Source organism: Duganella sp. BJB1802, assembly GCF_013369445.1.
GTDB lineage: Bacteria > Pseudomonadota > Gammaproteobacteria > Burkholderiales > Burkholderiaceae_D > Rugamonas > Rugamonas vulcania_A.
Genome location: NZ_JABWEF010000009.1, coordinates 151,975 through 169,013 on the forward strand (window position 1 = coordinate 151,975; position 17,039 = coordinate 169,013).

15 protein-coding genes are annotated in these 17,039 nt (G+C 66.7%); 1 reads left to right on the top strand and 14 read right to left on the bottom strand.

What is annotated here, in order from left to right; genetic code table 11:
• Position 1 precedes the first annotated feature (1 nt).
• From HUX88_RS16100 to HUX88_RS16125, 6 genes are read right to left on the bottom strand one after another with little or no spacing between them, the layout of a single operon-like run.
• Positions 2-1,000, bottom strand: a complete 999-nt coding sequence (locus HUX88_RS16100) for a MoxR family ATPase (RefSeq protein ID WP_229219378.1) — start codon at positions 998-1,000, stop codon at positions 2-4.
• 2 nt (positions 1,001-1,002) lie between these two features.
• A complete protein-coding gene (locus HUX88_RS16105) occupies positions 1,003-1,623 on the bottom strand; it encodes a DUF4159 domain-containing protein (RefSeq protein WP_008444191.1) in 621 nt (206 codons plus the stop codon).
• Positions 1,624-1,632: 9 nt separating this feature from the next.
• A complete protein-coding gene (locus HUX88_RS16110; RefSeq protein ID WP_176362421.1) occupies positions 1,633-2,970 on the bottom strand; it encodes a TldD/PmbA family protein in 1,338 nt (445 codons plus the stop codon).
• Between the two features lie 3 nt (positions 2,971-2,973).
• A complete protein-coding gene (locus HUX88_RS16115) occupies positions 2,974-4,611 on the bottom strand; it encodes a TldD/PmbA family protein (RefSeq protein WP_176362422.1) in 1,638 nt (545 codons plus the stop codon).
• Between the two features lie 54 nt (positions 4,612-4,665).
• On the bottom strand, positions 4,666-6,003 hold the full coding sequence (locus HUX88_RS16120) for a TldD/PmbA family protein (protein ID WP_176362423.1): 1,338 nt from the start codon (positions 6,001-6,003) through the stop codon (positions 4,666-4,668).
• Between the two features lie 17 nt (positions 6,004-6,020).
• Complete coding sequence (locus HUX88_RS16125) at positions 6,021-7,658, bottom strand: TldD/PmbA family protein (protein WP_117012726.1); 1,638 nt, start codon at positions 7,656-7,658, stop codon at positions 6,021-6,023.
• 440 nt (positions 7,659-8,098) lie between these two features.
• Between HUX88_RS16125 and HUX88_RS16130 the strand changes: the two genes are divergently transcribed.
• A complete protein-coding gene (locus HUX88_RS16130) occupies positions 8,099-8,914 on the top strand; it encodes a class I SAM-dependent methyltransferase (protein ID WP_176362424.1) in 816 nt (271 codons plus the stop codon).
• Here HUX88_RS16130 and HUX88_RS16135 read toward each other — a convergent pair whose 3' ends face one another.
• The 8 genes from HUX88_RS16135 to HUX88_RS16170 form a co-directional block, all read right to left on the bottom strand.
• Positions 8,915-10,399 (bottom strand): methyl-accepting chemotaxis protein, encoded by a 1,485-nt coding sequence (locus HUX88_RS16135; protein ID WP_176362425.1) that lies wholly within the window; start codon positions 10,397-10,399, stop codon positions 8,915-8,917.
• Positions 10,400-10,516: 117 nt separating this feature from the next.
• Positions 10,517-11,014, bottom strand: coding sequence for a chemotaxis protein CheW (locus HUX88_RS16140; protein WP_117012723.1), 498 nt, complete (start codon positions 11,012-11,014; stop codon positions 10,517-10,519).
• Positions 11,015-11,025: 11 nt separating this feature from the next.
• Complete coding sequence (locus HUX88_RS16145; protein WP_176362426.1) at positions 11,026-12,726, bottom strand: methyl-accepting chemotaxis protein; 1,701 nt, start codon at positions 12,724-12,726, stop codon at positions 11,026-11,028.
• Between the two features lie 39 nt (positions 12,727-12,765).
• Positions 12,766-14,034 (bottom strand): EAL domain-containing protein, encoded by a 1,269-nt coding sequence (locus HUX88_RS16150; protein ID WP_373886804.1) that lies wholly within the window; start codon positions 14,032-14,034, stop codon positions 12,766-12,768.
• 11 nt (positions 14,035-14,045) lie between these two features.
• Positions 14,046-15,119, bottom strand: coding sequence for a chemotaxis response regulator protein-glutamate methylesterase (locus HUX88_RS16155; RefSeq protein ID WP_176362427.1), 1,074 nt, complete (start codon positions 15,117-15,119; stop codon positions 14,046-14,048).
• Positions 15,116-15,649 carry a chemotaxis protein CheD gene (locus HUX88_RS16160; protein WP_117012720.1) on the bottom strand — a complete coding sequence of 178 codons (534 nt, stop codon included), beginning with the start codon at positions 15,647-15,649 and terminating at the stop codon, positions 15,116-15,118. Before HUX88_RS16160 ends, HUX88_RS16155 begins: the two co-directional genes overlap by 4 nt.
• On the bottom strand, positions 15,646-16,452 hold the full coding sequence (locus HUX88_RS16165; protein ID WP_117012719.1) for a protein-glutamate O-methyltransferase CheR: 807 nt from the start codon (positions 16,450-16,452) through the stop codon (positions 15,646-15,648). Before HUX88_RS16165 ends, HUX88_RS16160 begins: the two co-directional genes overlap by 4 nt.
• A gap of 9 nt (positions 16,453-16,461) precedes the next feature.
• Positions 16,462-17,025, bottom strand: coding sequence for a chemotaxis protein CheW (locus tag HUX88_RS16170; RefSeq protein ID WP_117012718.1), 564 nt, complete (start codon positions 17,023-17,025; stop codon positions 16,462-16,464).
• Positions 17,026-17,039: the final 14 nt, after the last annotated feature.

The window sequence follows — 17,039 nt, forward strand, 5'->3', positions numbered from 1 at the left end:
CTTAGTCTAGGCGGATATGCTCGCGCAGCGCCAGCAAGATGTCGGCGATCGCCACGCCATCCGCCTCCGCTTCGAAATTTCGAATGACCCGATGCGCCAGCACCGGCAGCAGCATCTCGCCGATGTCCTCGCGCGTGACTGCGAGGCGGTTGTGCATCAGAGCGCGCGCCTTGGAGGCCAGCACCAGCGCCTGCCCCGCGCGCGGGCCAGCGCCCCAGCCGACATGCTTTTTCACCGCAGGCACCGTCGTCAACGCCGGACGGGTGGCGCGCACCAGGCGCGTCGCATAGGCCAGCAGATGGTCGCCGATCTCGATGTCGCGCACCAGCTGCTGCAGGCGCAGAAGCGTCTCCACGTCCATCACCGGGTCGGCATCCTTCAAGCCGGCGTGGGTGGTGGCGGAGACCATCGCGATTTCCTCTTCCTCGGTCGGATACACCACGTCGATGCGCAGCAGGAAGCGGTCCAGCTGCGCCTCCGGCAGCGGATAGGTGCCGGCCTGCTCGATCGGGTTCTGCGTCGCCAGCACGAAGAAAGGCATGGGCAGCCGGTGCGTCTGGCCGGCGAAGGTCACGCTGCGTTCCTGCATCGCCTCCAGCAGCGCCGATTGCGTCTTCGGCGGCGCACGGTTGATCTCGTCGGCCAGTAGCACCTGCGTGAACACCGGCCCTCGCTGGAAGCGGAACTCGCGCTTGCGCGTCGCATGGTCCTCTTCAAGGATCTCGGTGCCGACGATATCGGACGGCATCAGGTCCGGTGTGAACTGCACGCGGTGGAAGTCCATGTCCGTCGCCTGCGACAACGATTTGACCAGCAGCGTCTTGCCCAGTCCCGGCACACCCTCCACCAGCGCATGGCCGCCGGCCAGCAGGCAGATGATCAGCGAATCGATCACGTTTTCCTGGCCGATGATCACACGGGACATGCTCGCCTTCAGCGCCGCCACCTTGGCGCTCAACGCGCCGATTTCATTTTCGCTCCAGGCGATTGCACTATCCAAGATCAGGCTCCCAACGCATATTGAATGATATTGACCGCGAAGCGGGTGTTGTCGACCACCAGCCAGCGCTTGTTGCGGAAGTCGTAGTCCCACTCGCAGCCGTAGTCCTTGTTGCTGTACAAAAGCCGCACGCGGCCACCGACTTCCACCGCCTTCAGGTAGTCGTGCACCAGATCGTCGCCCCAGCCGTTGAGCTCCACGCTGGTGTTGGGCGGGCCGTCGAAATGGAAGAAGCTCGAATACACGGGATGCGTGTTCGGAATCTTGTGCAGCGCCTTCGGCCCGAAGATGCGGGCGATTTCGGCCTCGAACGATTTGGCGAACAGGCCGTCGATATCGTGGTTGCAGTCGTCCACGAACAGGAAGCCGCCGCCCTTGATGTAGCGCTCCAGGTTCTTGCGCTCGGCCGGCGTGAACTGCACCAGCTTGTGGCCGGCGAAGTAGCAGAACGGCGCTTCCAGCATCTTCGGGTCCGACAGCGCGACGATGCGCTCGACGGGATCGACCCGCAAGGTCGTGTATTCGACCAGCGAATTGAGCACGTTGCTCGGCATGCGGATATCGACATCCCAGTCGCCCGACTCGTAGGTCAGGCGGGTGAAGTAAAAATCGTAGTTGGCCACGGCCCTGCCTTACACCGCGTCCGACAGGGAGGTGAAGTTGAAGTCGCGTATCTTCATCGGCGGGATCAGCATCTGGAACCGTACCTCGTCGCCGCCGATCACCACCGGCTTGCCCAGTTCATCGATATTGTTCAGCATCGACACCGGGCTTTCGTTGAAACGGAAGTTCTTGATCGGATGCTTGATCTTGCCGTTCTCGATGTAGAAGGTGCCGTCGCGCGTGAGGCCCGTCAGCAGCAGCGACTGCGGATCGACCATGCGGATGTACCAGGTGCGCGTGACCAGCACACCCTTCTTGGTCGACGCGATCAACTCCTCGGTCGACTTGCCGCCGCCCGCCATGATCATGTTGCCGTGCCGGCCCGACGCGCGCTGGCCCTGCTTCTCGGCCCAGTAGCGGGTATAGTCGAGCGAGGCCACCTTGCCGCCCTTGATCACGTCGGCGCGTTCGCGCGCCAGCATCGACGAGTCGTCCCACGCCAGCACCGGCACGTCCTTGTCCCAAGGGTCGGCCCAGACGTTGACCTGCTCATCGAACAGCTTCTCGCCCAGGCGGTTGCCGCCGCCCTTCTTCGACAGGAAGCTGCGGCCCTCGTCGGCGCGCCGCGCGTCGAAGGCGCCGAACATGCGGCCGATGATTTCCGATGTCGCAGCCGGCTCCAGGATCACCGTGTAGCGGCCCGGCTCCAGCGCCTTGGCGTCCACCGATTTCAACGCCTTCTCGATCGCGATCTCGGATGCCTCGCGCGCATCGAACTTCTTCGCATCGGTGGCCGAGCGCGTGGCCCAGCCGGAGCCGCGACCATCCTCGGTGCGGGTGGTGATGGTGAAGCCAAGATTGCTCAAGGTCTGGTGGCCGAACACGCCGTTCGAGTTGGCCACCGTTTCAAAGCCGGTGGTGTCGCTGAAGAAGCCCGCAGCGACCAGCCCCTGCTTGCGGCAGGCGTTGATGCTGGCCGCCGCCACTTCGGCGCGGTATTCGGGATCGATGGCGGCGGTGGCCTCGTTGTACGTGGCGGACGGCTTGTACTCCTGCTTCTTGATCGCCGGCTGGAACTCCGGGTTCTCCGGCGCCAGGCGCGCCACGTCCTCGGCGCGGCGCACGGCGCGCTCCAGCGCCTTGTCGTCGAACTCATTGATCGAGGCCGTGCCCTGGCGCTTGCCGAAGGCGACGCTGACGGTCAGCTGCGTATTCTCGGTCAGGCCGGCGGTCGACACGGCGTTGCGCGCGTAGCGAATATTGCCATTGCGGCTGCCGCTGATCTGCACGCGACACTCGTCGGCCTTGGACAGCGACATCACCTTGTCGCAAATGCGTTTTGCTTCTTCCTGATTCAGCATCTTCATTGTTTATCCTATCTTGCGAGCGGTGTTGATGACGTTGATGCCGTTGAAGCGCGTGGTCGGCGATCCGTGCGATACCGCGCTCACCTGCGAAGGCTGGCCCTTGCCATCGAAGAAGGAGCCGCCCATGCGCCAGTCGCGTTCATCGCACAGCGCCGAGCAGGCGTTCCAGAACTCCTGCGTGTTGGACTGGTAGGCCACGTCCTCCAGCTGGTTGGTGATCTTGCCGTTCTTGATTTCGAAATACAGTTGGCCGCCGAACTGGAAGTTGTAGCGCTGCTGGTCGATCGAGTACGAGCCCCGGCCCAGGATGTAGATGCCCTTCTTGATGTCCTTGACCATGTCGTCCGGCGTGAGCGGCTTCCTGCCCGCCTCCAGCGACACGTTGGGCATGCGCTGGAACTGCACGCTGCTCCAGCTGTCCGCGTATGAGCAGCCGTGCGATTCCTTCTCGCCGATGATGGCCGCCTGGTCGCGCGTGGCCTGGTAGTTGACCAGGATGCCGTTGCGGATCAGGTCCCAGCGCTTCGATGCCACGCCCTCGTCGTCGTAGCCCACGCAGCCCAGCGAGCCTGGCGTGGTTTTGTCGGCGACGATGTTGACCAGCTCCGATCCATACTTGAAGTTCTTGCTCTTCCACTTGTCCAGCGTGGCGAAGCTGGTACCGGCGTAGTTGGCCTCGTAGCCCAGCACGCGATCCAGCTCGGTGGCGTGGCCGACCGACTCGTGGATGGTCAGGAACAGGTGTTCCGGCGACAGCACCAGGTCGTACTTGCCCGGTTCGACGGTTTTCGCGGTCAGCTTCTCGCGGGCCTGGCGGCCGGCGGCGCGCGCGTCCTCGATCAAATCGTAGGCGCCCTTGTACAGCGTGGTGACGTTGCCGGCGGCCTTGATCTTGTTGGCGTCCTTCGCGTCGAAGAACTCATAGCCCATGCTGGCCGGCGACGACAGCCCGTCGCGCGTGCGGAAGCGGTTGGTGGCCTTGTCGACGGCGGTGGCGGTCAGCGGCGCCCACAGGCGGTGGATGTCCTGGTCGATGTAGGAGCCGTCGGTGGAGGCGAAGTACTTCTGCTGGTTCACCTGGAACAGGTTGGACGACATGAAGCTGGCGCCCGCGTCCAGGCCGGCCTTGTTGGCGGCGATGAGCATCTCGGCCTTTTCCTTGATCGGCACGGTGCGCCAGTCCTTCTTGAACTGCGTGGCCCACGCCACTTCGCCCACGCCCTTGACGGGGGCCAGCACCACAGGCTCGGTTTGCAGCTTGGCGTTGGCGCGCGCGATGGCGACCGCCTGGCGCGCGGCGGCGGCCACCGAGTCCGGCGTCATCACGTTGGTCGAGCAGAAGCCATAGGCGCCGTTGGCGATCACGCGCACGCCGACGCCGGAGGATTCGGTGTTGACGATGTTTTCCACGTTCAGGTCGCGCGTGGTGAGGAACTGGTTCAGGTAGCGGCCGATACGGACGTCGCAGTAGCTGGCGCCGGCCTTGGTGGCGGCGTTCATCGCGGCGTCGGCCAGCGATTTCTTGAACTGCACGGCCACGGGGTTGAGCAGCTCCTCGGCCGCGATGGCGTTGCCGAACACCGGTATCAGCAAGCTGCCGCCCGCCGCCGCACCGATTTTTAGAAATGAACGTCGTTCCACTTTGACTCCCTGATGAACGTAACAGGGCCGGAATCGGATCCGGCCCCTGATGCCTTACACCGCGTCCGACAACGAGGTGAAGTTGAAGTCGCGCACCCGCATCGCCGGTATCAGCAACTGGTACTGCGACTCGTCACCCGCCAGGATTTCCGGCCGGCCCAGTTCCTCGATGTTGTTCAACATCGTCACCGGGCTTTCGTTGAAGCGGAAGTTCTTGATCGGATGCTTGATCTTGCCGTTCTCGATGTAGAAGGTGCCGTCGCGCGTCAAGCCGGTCAGCAGCACCGACTGCGGATCGACCATGCGGATGTACCAGGTGCGCGTGACCAGCACGCCCTTCTTGGTGTTGGCGATCAGCTCCTGGGTCGACTTGTTGGTGCCGGCCATGATGATGTTGCCCGGCGAGCCGACGGCGCGCTTGCCCTGCTTCTGCGCCCAGAAACGCGAGTAATCCAGGTTGGCCACCTTGCCGCCCTTGATGATGTCCATGCGCTCGCGGGCCAGCATGTTCTGGCCGTCCCACGGCAGCACCGCCACGTCCTTGTCCCAAGGGTCGGCCCAGACGTTGACCTGCTCGTCGAACAGCTTCTCGCCCATGCGGTTGCCGCCGCCCTTCTTCGACAGGAAGCTGCGGCCCTCGTCGGCCTGGCGCGCATCGAAGCCGCTGAACATATAGCCCAGCAGGTCCGAGGTCGCCGCCGGTTCCAGGATCACCGTGTAGCGGCCCGGCTCCAGCGCCTTGGCGTCCACCGATTTCAAGGCCTTCTCGATCGCCACGTTGGACGCCTCGCGCGCGTCGAACTTGCCGACGTCGCCCACGCTGCGCTTGACCCAGCCCGAACCGCGGCCGTCTTCCGTACGCACGGTGACGGTGAAGTCCAGCCCCGTATCCTGCTGGTAGCCGAACACGCCGTTGGAGTTGGCGATGGTGGTGAACTGCGCGCTGTCGGTGAAGAAGCCCGCCGCCACCAGCTTGTTCTTCCTGCTGTTCTCGATGCTGTAGGCCGCCACCTGCGCGCGGAATTCGGGATCGATGTCGGCGGTCTTCTGGAAGAAGGTCTGGCTGGCCTTGTATTCCTGCTTGGTCGGCGTCGGCATGAACTCCGGATTCTCCGGCGCCAGGCGGGCCAGGTCCTCCGCGCGGCGCACGGCTTTTTCCAGCGACTTGTCGTCAAACTCGTTGATGCTGGCGATGCCCTGCTTCTTGCCGAAGGCGACCGACACGGTCATCTGCGTATCCTCGATCAAGCCGGCGGTCGACACGGCGTTGCGCGCGTAGCGGATGTTGCCCTTGCGGCTGCCGGTGATGTTCACTTCGCACTGGTCGCCCTTGGAAAGGGACAGCACCTTGTCGCAGATGCGTTTTGCTTCGTCTTGACTCAAATTCTTCATCTCGTGGTCTCCAGGGCTTAGCCGATTTTGCGTGCGGTGTTGATGACGTTGATGCCGTTGAAGCGCGCCGTGCTGGCGCCGTGCGACACCACCGACACCTGCGAAGGCTGCCCTTTGCCGTCGAAGAAGGAGCCGCCCATGCGCCAATCGCGCTCGTCGCACAGGCCGGCGCAGGCGTTCCAGAACTCCTGCGTGTTCGACTGGTAGGCCACGTCCTCCAGCATCTCGCCGATCTTGCCGTTCTTGATTTCGTAGAACAGCTGGCCGCCGAACTGGAAGTTGTAGCGCTGCTGGTCGATCGAGAAGGAACCGTCGCCGACGATGTAGATGCCCTTCTTGACGTCCTTGACCATCTCGTCCGGGGTCATCTTCTTTTTACCCGCCTGCAGCGAGACGTTGGGCATGCGCTGGAACTGCACGCTGCTCCAGTTGTCCGCGTACGAGCAGCCGTGCGATTCCTTCTCGCCGATGATGTGGGCCTGGTCGCGCGTGGCCTGGTAGTTGACCAGGATGCCGTCCTTGATGATGTCCCAGCGCTTGCACTGCACGCCCTCGTCGTCGTAGCCGACGTTGGCCAGCGAGCCCGGCGTGGTCTTGTCGGCCACGATGTTGACCAGGTCCGAGCCGTACTTGAATTTCTTCGACTGCCATTTGTCGAGCGTGGCGAAGCTGGTGCCGGCGTAGTTGGCCTCGTAGCCCAGCACGCGATCGAGCTCGGTCGGGTGGCCGACCGATTCGTGGATGGTCAGCCACAGGTGTTCCGGCGACAGCACCAGGTCGTACTTGCCCGGCTCGACCGACTTGGCGGTCAGCTTCTGCTTGGCCTGCTTGCCGGCCGCGCGCGCGTCCTCGATCAGGTCGTAGGACTTGGTGTACAGCGTGGTCACGCCGCCGGCCGCCTTGATCTTGTGCTCGGGCCGCGCGTCCAGGTATTCGTAGCCCATGCCGACCGGCGCCGACAGGCCCTGGCGCGAGCGGAACTTGTTGGTCTTCTGGTCGACGGCGGTGGCGAACACCGGCATCCACAGGCGGTGCATGTCCTGGTCGATGTAGGAGCCGTCGGTGGAGGCGAAGTACTTCTGCTGGTTCACCTGGAACAGCAGCGACTGCATGAAGCTGGCGCCGCCCTCCATGCCGGCCTTGTTGGCGGCGATCAGCAACTCGGCCTTGTCCTTGATGGCGACGGTGCGCCAGTCCTTGACGATGGGCGTGGCCCACGCCACTTCGCCCACGCCCTTGACCGGCGCCAGGATCACCGGTTCGGTCTGCAGCTTGGCGTTGGCCTTGGCGATGGCGACCGCCTGGCGCGCGGCGCCGGCCACGCCGTCCGGCGTCATGTCGTTGGTGGCGGCGAAGCCGTAGGCGCCGCCGGCGATCACGCGCACGCCGACGCCGGCCGACTCCGTGTTGACCACGTTTTCGACGTTCAGGTCGCGGGTGGTGATGAACTGGTTCAGATAGCGTCCCACCCGCACGTCGCAGTAGGAAGCGCCGGCCTGGGTCGCCGCGGTCATCGCGGTGTCGGCCAGCATTTTCTTGAATTGAAGGGCGACTGGCTTGAGCAGCTCTTCCGCCGCGATTGCGCGGCCGAAGGCGGGCAGCAACATCGTGCCCAGGGCCAGACTACTAACATTGAGGAATGCACGTCGTTCCATCGTATCTCCAAAAACGTAACAGCAAGGATAGGATTGCGGGCCGGTCGCCCGGGATTCTGCTTTTTATTTGCTCTTCCAGCTGGAACTACTTCGTTACCGCTCGTTGCTTCGCACTACACCTGAATATCCGCCGCCGTTTCCGCGGGTTTTGCAATATTAGCGCCGGATTAAGGAACGAGATAGGCAAAATGTGTGCCACGGGTTTTCATGTTGCAAGTTGGTGCATTTGCCATGTTTGCCGTGGCCCGGGTGTCCGCCGGACTGTCCGCGCGAGTGTCCGCGAGTGTCCGGAAGTGTCCGCCAGGTGTCCGCCGGCCGCGCGGTCACTGCGGGATGGAGCGCCGTCCCAATTCGCTTGACCAACTTGCAAGGTTGGCCGATGATCGCGCTGGGCGAGCGGCTGCGCGTCGCCACAACCATGATCCATCAGGAGACCCTGCATGAAACGAACCGTACTTGCCGTCCTCGCCACCACCATGCTGATCGCGGGCGGCGCCTTCGCCGCCGAGGACGCGGCGCTGAAGGCCGCCATCGCGGCGCCGTCGCGCACGCCGGCCAATGTGGAGCGCGACGTCTATCGCCATCCGTACGAGACGCTGAGCTTTTTCGGCATCAAGCCGACCATGACGGTGGTCGAGCTGGCCCCGGGCGGCGGCTGGTACACCGAGATCCTGGCGCCCTATCTGCGCGACCACGGCAAGCTGATCGCCGCCGGCAACGACCTGGCCTCGCCCAATGCCAACGAGCGCAAGGCGGCCGAGCGCTTCATGGCGTACCTGAACACCAAGCCCGAGGTGTACAACAAGGTGGCGCTGGGCGTGTTCTCGCCGCCGCGCAACAAGTATGAGTTCGCGCCGGCCGGCAGCGTCGACATGGTGGTCACGTTCCGCAACATCCACAATTGGATGGCGGGCGGGCCGGACACCCTGAAGCCGCTGTTCGCCAGCGTCTTCACCAGCCTGAAGAAGGGCGGCGTGTTCGGCGTGGTGGAGCACCGCCTGCCTGCCTCCAAGACCCAGGACAAGGAGGCCAGCACCGGCTACATGCATGAGAAATATGTGATCGGCCTGGCCGAGGCGGCCGGCTTCAAGCTGGCCGACAAGTCGGAGGTCAACGCCAATCCGAAGGACAACGCCGAGCACAAGGAAGGCGTGTGGGCGCTGCCGCCGACCTACGCCAACAAGGACGAGGACCGCGCCAAGTACAAGGCCATCGGCGAGAGCGACCGCATGACGCTGAAGTTCGTCAAGCCGTGATCAGAAGCGCGTGAACTTGGTCTCGTCCGGCGCGCCCTCGGCCACCAGGTCGAGCTTGCGCGACGGACGCGCCGGCGCCGGCTTGGCGCCCGGCCTCAGCACGGCGGCGCGCCGTGGCGCGGCGCGCGGCGCGGTGTCGACCGCGTACTGCTTGAACACCGCCATCAACAGGCCCAGCTGCTCGGCCTGGGCGCTCATCTCCTCCGACGTGGCCGCCAGCTCCTCCGAGCTGGCCGCGTTGACCTGGGTGGTCTGGCTCAGCTGACCCACCGCGCTGTTAATCTGCCGCACGCCGGAGCTCTGCTCCTCCGACGCCGCCGCGATCTCCTGCACCAGTTCCGACGTCTTGCGAATATTCGGCGCCAGCGCGTCGAACATCTGGCCGGCCTGCTCGGCCAGCTCCACGCTGTCGGCCGCCACCTTGCCGATTTCCTGCGCCGCCACCTGGCTGCGCTCGGCCAGTTTGCGCACCTCGGCCGCGACCACCGCGAAGCCCTTGCCGTGCTCGCCCGCACGGGCCGCCTCGATCGCCGCGTTCAGCGCCAGCAGGTTGGTCTGGTAGGCGATGTCGTCGATGATGCCGATCTTGCCGGCGATCTGCTTCATCGCCATCGCCGTGGCCTTGACCACCTCGCCGCCGCGCGCCGCGTCCACCGCCGCCTGGGTGGCGATGCCGTCGGTGACCTTGGCGTTCTCGGTGTTCTGCGCGATCGACGCCGTCATCTGCTCGATCGAGGCGCTGGTCTCCTCGACGCCGGCGGCCTGCTCGCTGGCCGCCTGCGACAGCGATTGCGCGGTCGAGCTCACCTCCTCGGAGGCGCCGGCCAGGCTGCCGACCACCATCTGCACCTCGCGCACGATGCCCGACAGGCTGCGCGCCAGCCACACCGCCAGCACGCAGCCCAGCACCGAGATCAGGATGTCCATGCCCAGTATCAGCCGCTTGGCGGAGTCGGTCACTTCCGTCATGGCGGCCGATTCGGCCCGGGTCTCGCCGTCGTTGACCTTGAGCAGCTTGCGGAAGGCGGCGGCGATGGCTTCGTCCGCGCCCTTGATGGACTTGTCCATCTCCTGCGCCGACATGCCCTTCTCGTGCATGGCCTCCAGCTGGGTCATGCTGTCGCCGTAGCTGCGGGTGGCGGCCACCACGTCGCTCAGCAGCGTCTGCTCCTCGGGCGTGAGGCCGCCGGCCCCCTTGTAGTCGCCCATGCTCTTGTCGATGGCGGCCAGGTCGGCGCGGAACTTGCTGTTGTTGTCGCCGCCGCGCAGCATGTAGTTCTTGAAGTGATGGACCGCCTCGCCGTGCGCGGTGACGCCCTCCAGCACGGCGTTCTTGCGCGCCAGCGTGATGGTCTCGAAATCGTTCCAGTGCCCGTGCAGCGAACTGAGCTTGGCGAACGCGATCACGCCCAGCAGCACCACCAGCAGCACGATGCCGCCAAAGCCGGCATGCAGCCGGGTTTCCATTTTCATCTGTTTGAACATGAGCGCTTTCTCCAATCGGCGGGGAGGGTCACGAGTCATTGTGAACCAATCGGCCGCCGCAATTCTCACCAATTCCCACCTGTGGCGCGCATCCCACGCGGCCGCCGGATGGGCCCGCTAGGAAGCCTGCGCCAACGCGCCGCCCTCGGCCAGCGCGGCCAGCTCGCTGGCCGCCACCACGTGCTGCACGTTGAGCAGCAACACGAAGCGGCCATCCACCTTGCCGATGCCCTGCAGCAGCTCGGCGCGCACCTGGGCGCCGAAGCTGGGCGCCGGTTCGATCTCGGCCGGCGGTATGTCGAGCACGGCGTTGACGGCGTCGACCAGGATGCCGATCACGAAGGCGCCATCCCCGCCGCTGTCGACCTCGACCACGATGATGCAGGTGCGCTTGCCGATCGGCGACGGCGCGCGCTCCAGCCGGCGCGCCAGGTCCAGCACCGGCACCGCCGTGCCGCGCAGGTTGATGACGCCGCTGATACAGGCCGGCATCTGCGGCACCGGCGTCACGCCGGCGTACTCGAGGATCTCGCGCACCGCCAGGATGCCGATGGCGAACATCTCCTGGCCCAGCATGAAGCTGAGGTATTGCGCCGGTGTGGTCATGGTGTTCATCTGCGCCTCGCTCAGAATTTGACGAAATGCGATTCGTCCGGATCGCTCATGTCGGCCATGCGGTGGCTGCCGCCGCGCGGCCGCGCCGGCGCCTTGCCGGCCGGCCCGGGCTTGTCCGGCCTGCCCGGCTTGCGCTCCCCGCCCGCACGCGCCGGCCGCGAAGCGCCGGCCAGCGTGAAGAAGGACATGGTCTGCTGCAGCTGCTCGGCCTGGCCGCTCATCTCCTCGGCGGTGGCGGCCAGCTCCTCGGAACTGGAGGCGTTCTGCTGGGTGGTCTGGCTCAGCTGGGTGACGGCGGCGTTGATCTGGCCGACGCCGGCCGACTGCTCCTCCGACGCCGCCGTGATCTCCTGCACCAGGTTGGACGTCTTGCGGATGTTGGGCACCATCTCGTCGAGCAGGCGGCCGGCCTTCTCGGCCAGCTGCACGCTGCTCGACGCCACCTGCTCGATCTCCTGCGCCGCCACCTGGCTGCGCTCGGCCAGCTTGCGCACCTCGGCCGCCACCACCGCGAAGCCCTTGCCGTGCTCGCCCGCGCGCGCCGCCTCGATCGCCGCGTTCAAGGCCAGCAGGTTGGTCTGGTAGGCGATGTCGTCGATGATGCTGATCTTCTTGGCGATCTGCCGCATCGCCGCCACCGTCGACCTGACCGCCTCGCCGCCCTCGGCCGCCTCCAGCGCCGCCTTGCTGGCGATGCCGTCGGTGACCTTGGCGTTTTCCGTGTTCTGCGAGATCGAGGCGGTCATCTGCTCGACCGAGGCGCTGGTCTCCTCGGTGCCGGCGGCCTGCTCGCTGGCGGCCTGCGACAGCGCCTGCGCGGTGGCGCTGACCTCCTCGGAGGCGCTGGCCAGCGACTCGGCGCCGTTGTTCACCTCCTGCACCACGTGCGACAGCCTGGCTATCATGCCCTTCATCGCCGCCAGCAGGCTGGTGCTGTCGCCGTTCCTGAGCGCGACGTCGGCGCTGAGGTCGCCCTCGGCCACCTGCCGCACGATCTCGGCCGCGTAGGCCGGATCGCCGCCCAGCTGGCGCATGATGCCGTTCAGGATCAACAGGCCGATCGCCACCAGCAGCGCCAGCGCCACGCCGCCGGTCGTGTACATCAGGTTGAGCGCGTGCGCCGACGAGGTGTCGGCCTGGCGCACGGCGGCGTCGCCGTAGCCGACGTTGAGCGCCACCAGCTTGTTCAGGCTGTCCTCGGCGTCGTGGAAGAACGGCCCGGCCTCGACGACCGCCTTGTGCAGCGCGACGAACAGCTCCTTGCGCTGGCCGGGGGCGGACCGCGCGATCCGGCCGGCCGCCTCGCCGATGATCACGTCGCGCGCCTTCCAGGCATCCCACTGCTTGACGAACACCTTCCACAGCGCCTCCTCCTCGGGTTCCTGCGGCAGCGGCTCGTAGATCTTCCAGCCCTTGTCGATGCCGGCCCAGATCTCCTGCTTGCGCTTGAGCTGTTGCGCGATCTGGTCGAAGTTTTCGGGATAGGCCGCCACCGCGTCCATGGCGCGGTTGGCCGAGCGTACCGCGGTCTGGCCCTCGCTCACCTGCAGCAGCCCCTGCACCGAAGGCAGCCGGTTCCTGCCGACCTCCGCCAGCATGGCCGCGTCCTGCTTCAAGCCGACGAAGGCGATCGCGACCACCGCCACCAGCGCCAGCACCGCCACCGACAGCAGGATGATGATCTTGGCCCTGACCGTTAATGTAGACAACATATCGCCTCCCAGTTGATGAAACCGTACGGACTTGCCGGACTACGGTTGCTCCGCCAGCTCGCGCAGGCGGCGCCGCTCGTGGCGGATCCAGGCCACCAGCTCGCCGGCCGGCATCGGCTTGGCCAGCAGGTAGCCCTGCGCCATGTCGCAGCCCAGGCTGCGCAGCAGCCGCCAGTCGGCCAGCGTCTCCACGCCTTCGGCCACGGTGGCCACGCCCAGGCTCTGGCCGAGGTCCAGCGCGCTCTTGAGCACCATGTGCCGGTTCGGCCACTGCCACGCGCCGTGGACGAAGGCGCGGTCGATCTTGAGCTCGGTGAACGGGCAGCGGGCGAACTGCTGCATCGACGAGTAGCCGATGCCGAAATCGTCCATCGCCAGGCCGAAGCCCATCAGCCGCAGCCGCCCCATGTTGGTCAGCGCCTGCGACAGCTGGCGCATCACGCTGGTCTCGGTCACTTCCCACACCAGCGCGGACGGCGGCACGCCGGAGCCGCTCACCAGCGCCATCAGGCGGTCGATGAAGCCGCGCTCGGCCAGGTTGTCGGCCGACAGGTTGACCGACACCGTCAGCGGCGGCAGGCCTTGCCGCTTCCACTCCAGCAGCCGGTCCAGCACCTGGCGCACCATCAGCAGCGTGAACTCCTCCATCAGCGGCGTGCCCTCCAGCGCCTCGATGAAGTACAGCGGCGCCAGCAGCCCGCGCGTCGGATGCTGCCAGCGCGCCAGCGCCTCCAAGCCCTTCAGGTGGCCGTTCTGGATGGTCACCTTGGGCTGGAAGTGCGGGACGAATTCCTGGCGCGCGATGGCCTGCGCCAGCTCCTCCGGCGGCGGCATCTCCGGCCGCGCGCAGGCCGGGCTGACGATGGTCTTCTTGCCGGCGCGGTCGAGCAGCATGGCCAGCGCGTCCAGCTGCACCGGCTTGAGCAGCGTGCCCAGCAGGTCCATGCAGGCGTCCTCGAAGTTCATGCTCTCGATCACCTCCAGCAGGCGCGGATCGCGCGCGCTGACCACGATCAGGTTGCGCGCCAGCTGCCGTTCGCGCAGCTGGCAGGTCAGCTCGATGCCGTCCATGCCCGGCATCTCCAGGTCGGTCAGCACCAGGAACACGCCGTCGCCGCCCAGGCGCTCCAGCACCGCCAGGGCTTCGACGCCGTCGGCCGCCTCCAGCACCTCGCCGAAGTCGAGCTGGCGCAGCAGGCCGCACAGGTAGCCGCGCTGCACCAGGCTGTCCTCCACCACCAGCACGCGCTGGCCGCTCCACACGTGGAGCGGGGCGGCGGGGCTGGCGGACAGGATGGAGGTGCTCACGATGGCCGCCGTCAGTAGGAAAGCTGTTGCAGGATTTCGCGGTAGATCGCGTTCAGCGGCAGCGACTTCTCCACCCCGCCGCGCTTGACCGCCTCCTTGGGCATGCCGTACACCACGCAGCTGGCCTCGTCCTGGGCCACGGTGCGGGCGCCGGCCTTGTGCATCTCCAGCATGCCGGCGGCGCCGTCGTCGCCCATGCCGGTCATGATCACGCCCAGCGCGTTGGCGCCGGCCGCGCGCGCGGCCGAGCGGAACAGCACGTCCACCGAGGGCCGGTGGCGGTTCACCAGCGGGCCGTCCACCACCTCGACGTAGTACTGGGCGCCGGTGCGGCGCAGCAGCATGTGCTTGCCGCCGGGCGCGATCAGCACCAGCCCTTGCAGCACGCGGTCGTTGTTGGCCGCCTCCTTGACCCGCACCTGGCACACGCTGTCGAGCCGCGCGGCGAAGGCGGCGGTGAATTTCTCCGGCATGTGCTGCACCACCACGATGCCGGGCGAGACGCGCGGCAGCGCCGTCAGCACCTCCTCCAGCGCCTGGGTGCCGCCGGTCGAGGTGCCGACCGCCACCACGCGCTCGGTGGTGGCGGTCATCGGCCGGTATTCGGACGGCGGCAGGATGGCGTCCGCGTTGAGCTTGGCCGTGACCGGCGGCGGCGCCGGCCGGTTAACCAGCTTGCCGACGCGGGCGCCGGCCGCCGCCCGCACCGCCGACACCAGCTCGTCGGCGCTGTCGTGCAGGAACTGCTTGAGGTCCAGCCGCGGCTTGGTGATGATGGCCACCGCGCCGGCGGCCAGCGCCTCGACCGAGGTCTGGGCGCCCTTCTCGGTCAGGGTCGAGCAGATCACCACCGGCGTCGGCCGCTCGCCCATGATCTTGCGCAGGAAGGTGATGCCGTCCATCTTGGGCATCTCGACGTCGAGCACGATCACGTCCGGCCACTCGGTCTTCATGCGCTCCATCGCCAGCAGCGGATTGGCCACCGCGTGGCCGACCTTGATGCCGGGCGCCGCGTTCAGCAGGCTGCTGAGCACCTGGCGCACCACGGCCGAGTCGTCGACGATCATCACGTTGATTGCGCTCATAGCTTCTCCTTGTGCGGCGATGCCGGGCGGGCGGCCAGTTCCGGCGGCACCTGCCGGCTCAGCACCTCGCCGCTGCGGATGGTGAAGATCAGCTGCCGGTGGCCCTCGCCGAACAGGCTCTCGGACACCACCCGGATGCCCTGCTGCTGCAGCAGGCTGCGCGCGTAGTCGCCGTTCTGCAGGCCGATGTCGCGCACCTTGATGGAGCGCGGGAACATGGCGCCGCCGCCGAAGATCTTGCCCTGGCACTGGGCCAGCGGCACGCCGTGCCGCAGCATGCCGCGGATCAGCAGGTCCATGGCGTCGGCGCCGTACATGCCGGGCTTGTCGTGGCGCTTGCGGGCGCCGCTGCCCGGCAGCAGGAAGTGCGACATGGCGCCGATGCGCAGGCCCGGATGCCACAGCGTGACCGAGACGCAGGACCCCAGCAGCGTACGCACGCGGAACTGCTCGTCGCCGACGAAATAATCGCCGGGCATCAGGAAGATATCGATGAGCTTGGAGTCGGGCATGGTCGGCGTCGCGATCATGGTTTGCGGTAGATCGAGGGGGCCACGGCGACCAGGGTGTCGTTGATGTCGTTCAGCGTTTCCGAGTGGCCGATCAGGAAGTAGCCGCCCGGCCGCAGCAGCGCCAGCAGGCGCGCCACCACCTGGCGCTTGGTCGCCAGGTTGAAGTAGATCATCACGTTGCGCAGGAAGATGACGTCGAAGCTGCCCAGCTTGGGCAGCGGCTCGTTCAGGTTCAGGTGGCGGAACTGCACGCGCTGGCGCAGCGGCCGCTCGACCAGCAGCGTGCCGTCCTCGCTGCCCTGGCCCTTGAGGCAGTAGCGCTTCAGGTAGGCCAGCGGCATCTGGCTGGCGCGCTCGATCGGATAGTGACCGCAGCGGGCGCGCTCCAGCACGCGGGTGCTGATGTCGGTACCCAGCACCTCCCACGGCGCCTCGTCCAGCACGTCGGCCAGCACCATGGCCACGCTGTAGGCCTCCTCGCCGCTGGAGCTGGCCGCGCTCCAGACGCGCATGGTGGCGCGCTTGTCGCGCGCCTCCAGCGCCAGCTCGCGCAGCAGCGCGAAGTGCTTGGGCTCGCGGAAGAAATAGGTCTCGTTGGTGGTCAACAGGTCGACCGCCACCTGCAGCTCGGCCGGCTGGGCGCGGCTCTCGAGCAGGCGCAGGTAGTCGCCGTAGCTGTCGAGCTGGTAGTGCGCCAGGCGCTTGGCCAGCCGGCCGCTGACCAGCGCCTGCTTGCCGTTGGCCATGCAGATGCCGGCCGCCTCGTAGATGAAGCGCTGGAACTGCAGGAACTCGCGCTCGGTGATCATGACGACTGCCATGGCGCCGCCTCAGGCGTGGTAGCCGGCCACGGTGCCGCGCGCCATCTCGACGATCTCCTCGCTCGACAGCACGCGGCCGATGTCGAGCAGGATCACGAACTTGCCGTTGCACTTGCCGATGCCGGCGATGAAGTCGGGCCGGATGCGGGTGCCGAACGACGGCGCCGGCTCGATGTCGCCGGCGGCGATCTCCACCACCGCGTTGACCGCGTCCACCAGCATGCCCAGCACCTGCTTGCCGTCGCCGCCGTCGACCTCGACGATGACGATGCAGCTGCGCTTGCCGATCGCGCTGGGGCCGCGCTCGAAGCGCGCCGACAGGTCCATCACCGGCACCACCGCGCCGCGCAGGTTGATCACGCCGCGCACGCAGGACGGCATCATCGGCACCGTGGCCAGCGCGCCGTATTCGATGATCTCCTTGATGTGCAGGATGCCGACCGCGTACGGGTCGTCGCCCAGCATGAAGGTCAGGAACTGGCTGGGCAGCGCGGCGCCGCTCTGCAGCGCCACGATGGCACTGCTGCCGTAGGTGACCGCGTTGGCGGCCAGGTTGTTCGCTGCTGTGTGCATGGTGTCCTCTCCGG

What these genes read in the sequence shown, in the direction of transcription:
- HUX88_RS16110 (WP_176362421.1), bottom strand. Translation starts at nt 2,970, where the DNA reads ATGAAGATGCTGAATCAGGAAGAAGCAAAACGCATTTGCGACAAGGTG.
- HUX88_RS16120 (WP_176362423.1), bottom strand. Translation starts at nt 6,003, where the DNA reads ATGAAGAATTTGAGTCAAGACGAAGCAAAACGCATCTGCGACAAGGTG.
- HUX88_RS16125 (WP_117012726.1), bottom strand. Translation starts at nt 7,658, where the DNA reads ATGGAACGACGTGCATTCCTCAATGTTAGTAGTCTGGCCCTGGGCACG.
- HUX88_RS16130 (WP_176362424.1), top strand. Translation starts at nt 8,099, where the DNA reads ATGAAACGAACCGTACTTGCCGTCCTCGCCACCACCATGCTGATCGCG.
- HUX88_RS16135 (WP_176362425.1), bottom strand. Translation starts at nt 10,399, where the DNA reads ATGTTCAAACAGATGAAAATGGAAACCCGGCTGCATGCCGGCTTTGGC.
- HUX88_RS16140 (WP_117012723.1), bottom strand. Translation starts at nt 11,014, where the DNA reads ATGAACACCATGACCACACCGGCGCAATACCTCAGCTTCATGCTGGGC.
- HUX88_RS16145 (WP_176362426.1), bottom strand. Translation starts at nt 12,726, where the DNA reads ATGTTGTCTACATTAACGGTCAGGGCCAAGATCATCATCCTGCTGTCG.
- HUX88_RS16155 (WP_176362427.1), bottom strand. Translation starts at nt 15,119, where the DNA reads ATGAGCGCAATCAACGTGATGATCGTCGACGACTCGGCCGTGGTGCGC.
- HUX88_RS16160 (WP_117012720.1), bottom strand. Translation starts at nt 15,649, where the DNA reads ATGATCGCGACGCCGACCATGCCCGACTCCAAGCTCATCGATATCTTC.
- HUX88_RS16165 (WP_117012719.1), bottom strand. Translation starts at nt 16,452, where the DNA reads ATGGCAGTCGTCATGATCACCGAGCGCGAGTTCCTGCAGTTCCAGCGC.
- HUX88_RS16170 (WP_117012718.1), bottom strand. Translation starts at nt 17,025, where the DNA reads ATGCACACAGCAGCGAACAACCTGGCCGCCAACGCGGTCACCTACGGC.